12 protein-coding genes are annotated in these 10,051 nt (G+C 42.6%); 8 read left to right on the forward strand and 4 right to left on the reverse strand.

All coding sequences use genetic code 11. The features are described 5' to 3' along the window. Nucleotides 1-20: 20 nt before the first annotated feature. On the reverse strand, nucleotides 21-1,028 hold the full coding sequence (locus tag ACI35L_RS10745) for an endonuclease I family protein (protein ID WP_439802869.1): 1,008 nt from the start codon (nucleotides 1,026-1,028) through the stop codon (nucleotides 21-23). 235 nt (nucleotides 1,029-1,263) lie between these two features. On the opposite strand from ACI35L_RS10745, the gene ACI35L_RS10750 reads away from it, so the two are divergent. The 3 genes from ACI35L_RS10750 (at nucleotide 1,264) to ACI35L_RS10760 (ending at nucleotide 2,870) form a co-directional block, all read left to right on the forward strand. Next, the gene (locus tag ACI35L_RS10750) at nucleotides 1,264-1,671 is read left to right on the forward strand and encodes a hypothetical protein (RefSeq protein WP_049671288.1); all 408 of its coding nucleotides are present in this window, start codon (nucleotides 1,264-1,266) and stop codon (nucleotides 1,669-1,671) included. Between the two features lie 175 nt (nucleotides 1,672-1,846). After that, entirely contained in the window at nucleotides 1,847-2,293 is a 447-nt protein-coding gene (locus ACI35L_RS10755) for a DUF421 domain-containing protein (RefSeq protein ID WP_439802870.1), read from the forward strand. An 88-nt stretch (nucleotides 2,294-2,381) separates the two neighbouring features. After that, a complete protein-coding gene (locus ACI35L_RS10760; RefSeq protein WP_439802871.1) occupies nucleotides 2,382-2,870 on the forward strand; it encodes a BsuPI-related putative proteinase inhibitor in 489 nt (162 codons plus the stop codon). A 41-nt stretch (nucleotides 2,871-2,911) separates the two neighbouring features. On the opposite strand, the gene pepT is transcribed toward ACI35L_RS10760, so the two are convergent. Continuing rightward, nucleotides 2,912-4,144, reverse strand: coding sequence for a peptidase T (gene pepT / locus ACI35L_RS10765; RefSeq protein ID WP_439802872.1), 1,233 nt, complete (start codon nucleotides 4,142-4,144; stop codon nucleotides 2,912-2,914). A 249-nt stretch (nucleotides 4,145-4,393) separates the two neighbouring features. On the opposite strand from pepT, the gene ACI35L_RS10770 reads away from it, so the two are divergent. Next, nucleotides 4,394-5,317, forward strand: coding sequence for an aromatic acid exporter family protein (locus ACI35L_RS10770; protein ID WP_049671285.1), 924 nt, complete (start codon nucleotides 4,394-4,396; stop codon nucleotides 5,315-5,317). A gap of 44 nt (nucleotides 5,318-5,361) precedes the next feature. Here ACI35L_RS10770 and ACI35L_RS10775 read toward each other — a convergent pair whose 3' ends face one another. Continuing rightward, complete coding sequence (locus ACI35L_RS10775; RefSeq protein WP_049671284.1) at nucleotides 5,362-5,778, reverse strand: hypothetical protein; 417 nt, start codon at nucleotides 5,776-5,778, stop codon at nucleotides 5,362-5,364. Between the two features lie 303 nt (nucleotides 5,779-6,081). Between ACI35L_RS10775 and ACI35L_RS10780 the strand changes: the two genes are divergently transcribed. Continuing rightward, nucleotides 6,082-7,569, forward strand: coding sequence for an aldehyde dehydrogenase family protein (locus ACI35L_RS10780; protein ID WP_049671283.1), 1,488 nt, complete (start codon nucleotides 6,082-6,084; stop codon nucleotides 7,567-7,569). Between the two features lie 59 nt (nucleotides 7,570-7,628). Here ACI35L_RS10780 and ACI35L_RS10785 read toward each other — a convergent pair whose 3' ends face one another. Beyond that, nucleotides 7,629-8,045: an organic hydroperoxide resistance protein gene (locus tag ACI35L_RS10785; protein ID WP_049671282.1), complete on the reverse strand. Its 417-nt coding sequence runs from the start codon at nucleotides 8,043-8,045 to the stop codon at nucleotides 7,629-7,631. A gap of 265 nt (nucleotides 8,046-8,310) precedes the next feature. On the opposite strand from ACI35L_RS10785, the gene ACI35L_RS10790 reads away from it, so the two are divergent. From ACI35L_RS10790 to ACI35L_RS10800, 3 genes are all read left to right on the forward strand, one after another. After that, the gene (locus ACI35L_RS10790) at nucleotides 8,311-8,946 is read left to right on the forward strand and encodes an NUDIX hydrolase (protein WP_439802873.1); all 636 of its coding nucleotides are present in this window, start codon (nucleotides 8,311-8,313) and stop codon (nucleotides 8,944-8,946) included. 70 nt (nucleotides 8,947-9,016) lie between these two features. Beyond that, nucleotides 9,017-9,298: a hypothetical protein gene (locus ACI35L_RS10795; protein WP_049671280.1), complete on the forward strand. Its 282-nt coding sequence runs from the start codon at nucleotides 9,017-9,019 to the stop codon at nucleotides 9,296-9,298. Nucleotides 9,299-9,356: 58 nt separating this feature from the next. Continuing rightward, a complete protein-coding gene (locus tag ACI35L_RS10800; RefSeq protein ID WP_439802874.1) occupies nucleotides 9,357-9,980 on the forward strand; it encodes a pyridoxamine 5'-phosphate oxidase family protein in 624 nt (207 codons plus the stop codon). Nucleotides 9,981-10,051 lie beyond the last annotated feature (71 nt).

Here is a 10,051-nt window from a genome sequence, read left to right on the forward strand (position 1 = left end):
ACTTCTGTATGAAAAGCACCTTAAATGAGTACAGCAGCTTTATCTGGAAAGTCAATATACGGATTCCGGTTTCCTTGAAGATGATGAATGCACCAATTTCGATGCTTTTCATAAAGGGTAACGGGATTTTCTTCGTGCCATTTAATCAGCATGGGGATATCAATGGCTTTCCGCCGGTCTTGAGGCAAGATATCCGGATACCTGGTTAGGAAATATAAATTTGCCCTCGCAACGGCCCCTTTTCCATTTTGCGGCTCAAAGCGTTCTTCCCCATCGCGTTTGCCGCAATCATTGCGGATGATTTCCTTAGAAGCGCTTGGATAATCGTCAAAATCATAATAAGGGATATTGCTTCTGAAAGAATTACAGGTTGTTTCACAGGTGAATAAGTGGTTTAAATCACCGACCATTGGGCTTGCTTTATCAAACCAGGATTGTGGGATGATATGTTCAACATTTAAAGCCAGGGCAGTTAGAACTGATTCAAGAAGGTCCTCTTTGGAACCGTTCAAATTTTGTAAGGAAGGATACTTGCTGATTTCCTCGCGAACGGCCGCTTCATATACCAAGTCATATGAAAGCAAGGTGCCGGCTTCCATGCTCTTGCCTGAGTAAATACTTCTTGCCTTCCCATCTTCATGAAGATCGACTAAGGAATGAAGCAACTTCTTGCTCCGTGAATAGGGGAGCGGATTTGCGTGTGTAGTGGAGATTAAGTTTGTAAGACTGTTCAGCAGCTCTTCTTTGGGGGCATCCAATGAAAGGTCCTGGTAGTAGACTGCTTTTAGCTGATTATCTGAAGTTTCATCATAATACTGATCTAGAATTTCTTTCAAGGGGTTCTCTATCGATTGAACAGCATTTAATTCCGCATACATATTAGGTAACAGTTTCATTATCTGTTCGCCAAAAATGGATTCATCAGGGATTCTGTGCTGCTGAAAATGGGATGCGGCCTCTTGAAGCTCTTGTTCTTTGGCACGGACTGCTTGGAGGATGATATTAATGGCTTGCTGATCAAGCTTCATACTCTATCAACCCTTTCCTTGGTATCCTATCCATGAGGAGAATTGTGGTGCCATTAACATAGCAATTCTCCCCATGTTTGTAAATGTGAATATTGACATAATTGACATTATAGATGTGAAAATTAAGTGAAAATTTTAAATAAAATTACTTTTTCGCTATGTTCAACTATGCAGAGACACCTGTATGAAAACGTTATATACTTTTAACTAATGAGGATAAAAGGAGTTGAAGAAAATGGTTACTGGCATCAGAGAAGAAGTGGAAAAAGAAATTTTGGCATTACAGGAAGAACATGCACAATTGGAAGATCCACCGGTAGATTTCTTCACAAATGCACCATATTTGTATCAAAGCAATAATGGAATCATGTTTGCAGCAATCATTGAAGAAAACTCTGTTTTATTTACAAAGGATGAATCTTCTTGGGGAAATAAAATGATTCGTTTCACTAAGAGTCAGGCTGAATCCGCCATTATCCAGCTGAAGCTGGAAAAAGAGGGAAGGCTTGATAAAGAATCCATTGATATGATGAATCCTCTAAATACAATTTTACTAAGCACGGGGGAAACCTTATTCCTGGCTTCTGTGCTGCAGACGGCTATAGAGAAATGGAGAAGCCCGAGAACGAACCTGAACTTATAAATAATCCAATGACCATCAAGCATTCCATGCTATGATGGTTTTTTTTGCCTGCATTCTGTTTCTATCTTTTTTAGAAGGGAATAAAAATAAAAAGGAAGAGGGGAAGAGTGGTATCCACCTTTTCGAACAATGATGCTCTAAATGAGACTCATTGATGAAAGGGCGGGTGAGAGAAATGGCATATGTGTTTATGATCATCAAGATTATTTCTGGATTTATATCCCTCCTTGTCATTATCCGATTAATGGGCAAGAAGGAACTGGCTGAGGCTAGTCCGCTGGATATTGTATATTCAGTGGCTCTGGGAGATTTGGTAGGGGATGCAGCATATGATCCAGCTGTGAAATTTTATGATATCTTCATTGCAGTTGGTGTATGGTCATTACTCATTTATTCAACTGACTTGGTCTCTCGTAAGGTTCCGTTTCTCGGACGCAGGATTAAAGGAGAATCTGAATTATTGATTCATAATGGTCAGATAATGAAGAAGGTGATGCGCAAAAACCGTCTGTCAGAGCACGAAGTAGAAAACCTGCTGAGGCAGAATGGTGCCTTTCACTTGGAGGATGTGAAGGTGGGAATAGTAGAAGCGAACGGCAAGCTTTCTGTTTTAAAGGAGTAAATCGGGATTAGATGGTCAATACCAAGAAGGGATTAAACCATCCTTGTTGAATTACTGAAAAGAGACGAGATTCAGAAAGGGGATAAATATGAAAAAAGCATGGGTGTTTCTCGTATGCCTTTTAATCCTTTCGGCCTGTGGAGATGATAATCAGAATTCCAATACAGCGAATGAGGGGAATGGAGGAGAACCAGTGAATGTTCAGCCTGATCAAAGCGGTGTGACTGCAGAACATTTAAAGGCAAGCTTAGTTGAAAGGAAACAAGAGAATGATACGTATCAATTTGAATATGCGGTTGAAAACAAGTCAGATAAAACCATTCATTTAACGTTTAACAGCGGTCAGAAGTTCGATTATATACTCCGAAATGAAGCGGGAGATATAATCGAACAAGGTTCAGAGGGCAAGTTCTTTACTCAAGCCCTGGTAGAGCAGGATTTGAAGCCTGGTGAACGATTAACCTTCGAGATTCCATTGAAGGATTTACCCCCGGGCAGCTATACGCTTGAAGCATGGCTGACAGCTGGAAGTGAGAAAACAGATTATAAGCAGCTGCTTAAGTTTACGATTGAATAAAAAAGCGGAGAGGCCCTTTTGTAAGGCCTCTCCGCTTTCCATTAGGAACGCTGTTCAAATAACTGAACTAATTCCACGATGACTTCAGCTGCTTTTTCCATGCTTTGGACGGAAACGTATTCGAATTTACCGTGGAAATTCTCGCCCCCGGCAAAAATATTTGGTGTCGGAAGCCCCATGAAGGACAGTTGGGAGCCGTCTGTACCGCCGCGAATCGGCTTAACAATTGGTTTAATTCCTAGGTTAACCATTGCTTGATGGGCAACATCAACGATTTCCTTCACAGGCTCAATTTTCTCGCCCATATTGTAGTATTGGTCATTTACTTCAAGGATGATGTTTTCTTGACCATACTTTTCTTGGTATTTTGCTGCAATTGCTTGCATAGTTGATTTCTTTGCTTCGAATTTAGCACGGTCGTGATCACGGATGATATAGGAGAGATTCGTTTGTTCAACATCTCCGTTCATTGCCAGCAAATGATAGAAGCCTTCATAGCCCTCAGTGAATTCAGGTGCTTCTTCCTTTGGAAGCTCAGCGTGGAAGTCCATCGCAATCTTCATGGAATTGACCATCTTATTCTTCGCGGAGCCTGGGTGAACATTAGTGCCCTTTACAGTAAGCTTGGCTGCTGCAGCGTTAAAGCTTTCAAATTCAAGCTCTCCAAGCGGTCCGCCATCCATTGTGTAGGCAAAGTCAGCATTGAAGCGTTCAACGTCGAATTTATGCGGTCCGCGGCCAATCTCCTCATCAGGAGTGAACGCAACGCGGATCTTGCCATGCTTGATTTCCGGATGCTTGATTAAATAGTCCATTGCAGTCATGATTTCTGCGATGCCTGCTTTATCATCTGCCCCAAGCAGGGTAGTACCATCTGTTGTAATGAGTGTTTGGCCTTTATACCCCTCAAGCTCTGGAAAATCCTTTGGTGATAGAATGATGTTGAGGGCTTTGTTCAAGACAATGTCCCCGCCGTCATAATTGTCAACGATTTGCGGCTTAACATTTGCGCCAGTGAAATCAGTCGCTGTATCCACATGTGCCAAAAATCCGATGGTCGGTACGTTTTTATCCGTATTCGCTGGCAGGGTAGCGAATAAATAGCCATTTTCATCAAGGGTGATTTCTTCCATTCCGATGGAGGTAAGTTCATCCTTTAGCAAATTCAATAAATTATATTGTTTTTCAGTGGAAGGCGTTGTTTGGCTTTCCTCGTTAGATTGAGTATCCACCTTCACATATGTAAGAAATCGTTCAACTAATGGGTTGTTCATGATATCCATTCATCTCCTTTATGAGTTCTATTATAGCGAAAATTTTATTATTTCAGCAAAAACTTCTTATATTTCCTTAGGTTTATTTTTCCTTTAACCGGGTGATTTATTTCTTTGTTTTATTTTAATATAATGTTTTTGTGAAAAAAGAAGGTGGATATGTGTTCCAATCGACTTTCTCGGGTATCACTGAGGGAAAGTCAAAAGGAATTTGACCCATAGAGTTTGTACGGAGAGAAGGGATTGACGATGTTTACGATTGGAAGCAGAACGGTGAAAACGGCGATTGGAGGAATGATTGCCTTATCCATTGCCCAGATGCTTGGTTTGGAGAATGCCAGCACGGCTGCTGTGATTACGCTTTTAAGTGTGCAGAGCACACAGCGGAAAAGCATCTTGATTGCCTGGAAGAGGCTTTTGGCCTGCTTGCTTGGGATGGGCCTTGCTATCCTGATATTTGAAGGCTGTGCCTATACACCCGTTGCAGTTGGACTTCTCCTATTTATTTATGTACCGTTAATGGCGAAGCTTGGCCTTCAGGACGGGATTGTTCCAGGCTTTGTAATTGTCATGCAGCTTTTCATGTCGTATGCCATTACAGAGGCGCTTCTCATCAATCAATTATGCATTGTATTGATCGGGATTCTTGTGGCCCTGCTATTTAATCTATATATGCCAAGTGTTGAGGGAGAAATCAAAAAAATCATGCAGGAGCTCGATGGCAACTTCGAAATTATATTCCTGCAATTCAGCCGCTTTATCCGTAAAAAGGAGCGGGTTTGGAATGATGAATATATTATTCGGACGAAGAGGCTTCTTGAGACGGGAATGGATTTAGCCAGAAGAAGTGAGGAGAATTCCTTCTTTAAAAGAGAATCCTTCTATCTTCCCTATTTCTCAAAACGGCTCCAGCAGTTCCAAATTGTCGAACGGATGGTACCGCTGATTATTCATTTGCCAACCACCTTTGAGCAAAATGATATGATAGCTGATTTAGTAGAGGAATTTGGAGCAAATCTTAAAGAACCAGAAATCATGCTCGAGAAGCTCCAATCCTTGAGGCAGAGGTTTGAAAGCATGGACCTTCCAAAAACGCGGGAGGAATTCGAAACTCGCGCTGCCCTATTGATTCTACTGAATAAGATCGAACAATTCATTGAACTAGAACAATGAAAAAACGGGTGCTTCAATTGAGATGGGGCGCCCGTTTTTATCGGTTATTTAATATTGACGAGGGCAGGATGAAGACTCTCGCAGTATTCACGGATAAGCTTCCAGCCTGTTTCTTCCTTTCTGAACCGCTGAATAAACAGCTTGACGACATCCTTTGAAATCCCATCCATCTCAAACGTTACCCAAAACATAGCGATTACTTCGTTTTCTGATGCTTGGGCTATCTTTAATGGATGGAACGTCCATTTCGGATCATGCCCGCAATATTCTTCGAAAGCCTCCGCCCAGCCGAGGCAGGCCTCCTTATAGCCCCAATCAGCCACTGTTCCGTCAGCCTGTGCCCAGCGGACAGCAATATCAGGGGAGAGGCGTTCAATCATTTCTTCCGTGTGACAGCTGTTCCAAATTCGCTGAAACTCAACAAAGAATGGTTCAAAGTCTTCGAGAAGTGTATTCTTCATTCGTATCCTCCTGTATAGGAATAGAATTCGTTTTATACCACCATATTCTCCGTGCGGTGGCGGATTTCCTCTCTTTTGTCATCAAAATGTTAATTATGCAAGAAAAACGGTCTAATAGAAGTATTGTTTCTATTTACTCTGTATGAAAAGCTTTTAAGACAAGTCTATTAGGAAAAAGAAATACTATCATAATGAAGTTGCTTTATCCCTGAAAAACGCCCTTCAATAATTTGAATTATGTGAAAATTTACCTTATAATGAAAACGTTTCCAGCATAAAAATATATAATTTGGAGGGATAGTTATGGCAACCACACTAAGTCCCAACATCAGCCCAAAACTAGCAAAATTTTTAGAGGGCACAAAACAGTTATATATCAATGGAAAGTTTGTCGAAGCAGCAGGAGGCAAGACATTTGATACGATGAATCCGGCAACAGGGGAGGTACTCGCAAAGGTGGCAGAGGCTGAGGCGGAAGATATTGACCTCGCTGTAAAGGCTGCCCGCAAGGCCTTTGAAGAAGGTCCATGGAGCAGGATGAGTGCCTCACAAAGAAGCCGGCTTATTTATAAGTTAGCTGATTTAATGGAAGAGAATAAAGTCGAGTTAGCTCAGCTTGAAACATTAGATAATGGAAAGCCGTATTCGGAAACCTCTAAAGCGGATGTTCCGCTTGCGGTGGAGCATTTCCGTTATTTCTCCGGGTGGGCCACGAAGATTGTTGGACAGACCATCCCGGTTCAAGGGAACTACTTCAACTATACAAGACATGAGCCGGTGGGAGTCGTCGGACAAATCATCCCATGGAATTTCCCGCTTCTCATGGCTGCCTGGAAGCTGGGAGCAGCACTGGCGACAGGCTGTACGGTTGTCTTAAAGCCGGCGGAGAATACACCGCTTTCCGCTTTATACTTGGCTGAGTTGATCCAGGAAGCCGGTTTCCCGGATGGAGTGGTGAATATTGTTCCAGGTTATGGACAAACAGCTGGCCAGCCGCTTGTTGACCATCCAGATGTTGATAAGGTAGCTTTTACCGGGTCGACGAAGGTTGGGAAATCCATCATGCGTTCTGCAGCCGACACATTAAAGAGAATTACGCTTGAGCTTGGAGGGAAATCTCCGAATATCATCCTGCCTGATGCTGATTTAAAGAAGGCTGTACCCGGCGCTTTGATGGGAATTATGTTCAACCAAGGGCAGGTTTGCTGTGCGGGAAGCCGTCTTTATGTCCAAAAGAAATTGTATGACAACGTCGTTGCTGACCTTGTCTCTAACACAAAGAACATTAAGCAAGGAAATGGGATGGAAGAAGGTACGACCATGGGTCCGCTTATCTCATCTACCCAGCAATCCCGTGTTAAAGGGTATATTGACAAGGGAATCGAAGAGGGGGCAGAAGTGCTGACAGGCGGAGATATTCCGTTTGATAAGGGCTATTTTGTTTCTCCAACCATTTTCGCGGATGTTAACCACAGCATGACGATTGCTAAGGAAGAAATCTTTGGTCCTGTTGTGGCGGCCATGCCGTTTGATGATATCGATGATTTGGTCGAGAAAGCCAATGACAGCATGTACGGCCTTGCAGCCGGCGTTTGGACGCAGGATATCAAGAAAGCCCATTACATTGCGCATAAACTGAAGGCAGGAACTGTCTGGGTGAATACGTATAATACATTTGATGCCGGATCACCATTTGGAGGCTATAAACAATCAGGCCTTGGACGTGAGATGGGCAGCTACGCCCTTGATAATTATACGGAAGTGAAGAGTGTCTGGATCAATATGAATTAATAGAAAAAGCGGTGCCCGGCATAATTGCATGGGCACCGCTTTTATGTGTGGAAAACGGGTCAGACAGTAACGATGGTCACGTCAATATTCCCTCTTGTTGCCTTGGAGTATGGGCAAACTTGATGCGCTTCTTTTGCATATTTTTCTGTTTCTTCTTTTGATAAATCAGGAATCGATACATCTAGTCTGACTGCTAGCTTCAGTCCCCCGTCAGCTTCATCTTTCCCGATTGTCACATTAGCGGTAACCGTTGTATCCGCTTTGATTTTGTTTTTTCGCAGCACGAGGTTGAGTGCACCGTCATAACAGGCGGCATAACCTGAGGCAAAGAACAATTCCGGATTGGCTGCTTCCTCACCTGATCCTCCTAATGCTTTTGGCTGGCGTACATCTAAGTCGATGATGCCGTCCTCTGATTTTACATGTCCTTCTCTTCCGCCTGTCGCCGATACAACAGCTGTATATAATGGTTCCATTTCTTCATCCCCTTTTTCAAGCAATTAGTAGACTTTTCCCTATTGCTCGCTTCCTAAACGGAGCGGGAGACAAAATTTAAAAGAAATGGGAAATCTCTCTTTTGGCGAAGGTCATCCTTAAGGAATATTCGATTCTGGATTTATGATGGTGATCAGTTTAGTTTGTGCATTTTGATAGAATTTTCAAAAAATACAATCGTTTATGGATTCCAGCTGCTCAATCAGAATATAATAATAGTAATGACATTTTGAAAAGAGTGGGTTCATGGATACAGAAATACTGAAAATATTTGATGAGCAGGGAAGGCAAATTGGAACAGCAGCACGTGATGAAGCCCATAAAAAGGGACTTTGGCATGAGACCTTTCAGGTTTACTTTATCGATGTCAATCCAGAAGGAAGTACGCTCTATTTGCAGCAAAGGAGCCATAGGAAAAAGGATTTTCCTCGTTTATTTGATATGACGGTCGCTGGACATTTAATGGAACATGAATCTGTACATGACGGTGTCCGTGAAATCGAAGAGGAAGTCGGAATTCATGTCAGTATTGATGAGCTTATTTACCTGGGGAAAATGAAGAACATCATTAATACCAATAAGATTGCGGACAAGGAATTCAGCCATGTGTTTCTGTATGAATGTAAGATATCGCTAGAGTCATTTTCTCTTCAGAAAGAGGAGGTAGATGGGATGGTGAAGGTGGATCTGCATGATTTCATCCAATTTTACTACGGTAAATGTAACCAATTGACGGCAGAAGGATTTATGATTGATCAAGACGGGAAAAAAGCGATGTATACACGTGTGTTATCAAAGGATGAATTCGTCCCTCATTCAAAGGAATATACGGCAGCCGTTGCTGAGGCTATGAGCAGTCATTTATCAGGGAAGCTAGATTAGTCAATGATATGACTTGCTGCAATAAAGGATGAGGATCGCGCACGAATAGAATCAGAGAGTAGGGGTAATCATGAAAAAATTTCTCGTTTATGGCATCATCATTGCTTGTATTGATATTTTCATATTCGCTCTATACCGTGATGTGCAGCTGCTGCCAATTCTAACGGGCATTACTGGCGGGATCAGCTTGCTTATTGCCCTGTTGATGGTTGGCTCAGCCCCAGCAAAGGAGCTTGCAGATGACTTTAGTAAGGCCTCGCATCTCAAATCAACATGGTCAAACAGCTATTTTCTTGTAGCTTTGCCTAGCTTGGCTATCTGTCTTCTTTCAACACTGATTATTTTCTTATGAGATTGTCATACATACTTTTTGAACAATAGATGATGGGATCGAGAGAAAAGGGGAGTTTATGTTTAAGAATGTGATCCAAACGAGAGAGGCTTTACAGGACCTTATGGGGAAACCAAGCTCCCTTGCTGTCAATAAAGTAATTGACTGCTTGGACGAGCATTGCAAGACGTTTATCGCTAAATCTCCCTTTCTTGTTTTAGCTACATCTAACAAGGCGGGAAATGCGGATGCTTCACCACGCGGAGATCAGCCCGGTTTTGTTTCCGTACTAGATCAGAAGCATTTGCTTATTCCAGAGAGGAGGGGGAATAAGCGGCTCGATTCCTTGTATAATCTACTAGAAAATCCTCAGGTTGGGATTCTTTTTCTCATACCCGGTTCAAGGGAGACGTTAAGAATCAATGGCAAGGCATCCATTGTAACCGATCAGGAGCTGCTGTATCCGCTGAAAGCATCTAATAGCATTCCCTTAGTCGGGATTGGCGTCAAGGTCGAAGAATGCTTCCTTCATTGCGGGAAAGCCATTATCCGCTCTAATCTATGGGAGCCGAGTTCGTGGCTGGCGCTTGACGACATGCCAAAAGCAGGGGAAATCCTTGCTGCTCATGCAAAGGCAGCCGAAAAAACAAAGGAAGAAATAGAGGTAAGCTTAGAAGAAAGCTATATAAAGAGATTATACTAGGGTAGAAAGGAAGCCCCTCAATTGGAAGAATCCAATATGAGGGGCTTTCCCTATTCATCCCGCATTAACGG

Origin of the sequence: Pradoshia sp. (genome assembly GCF_051873915.1) — a bacterium.
Classification (GTDB): domain Bacteria; phylum Bacillota; class Bacilli; order Bacillales; family Pradoshiaceae; genus Pradoshia.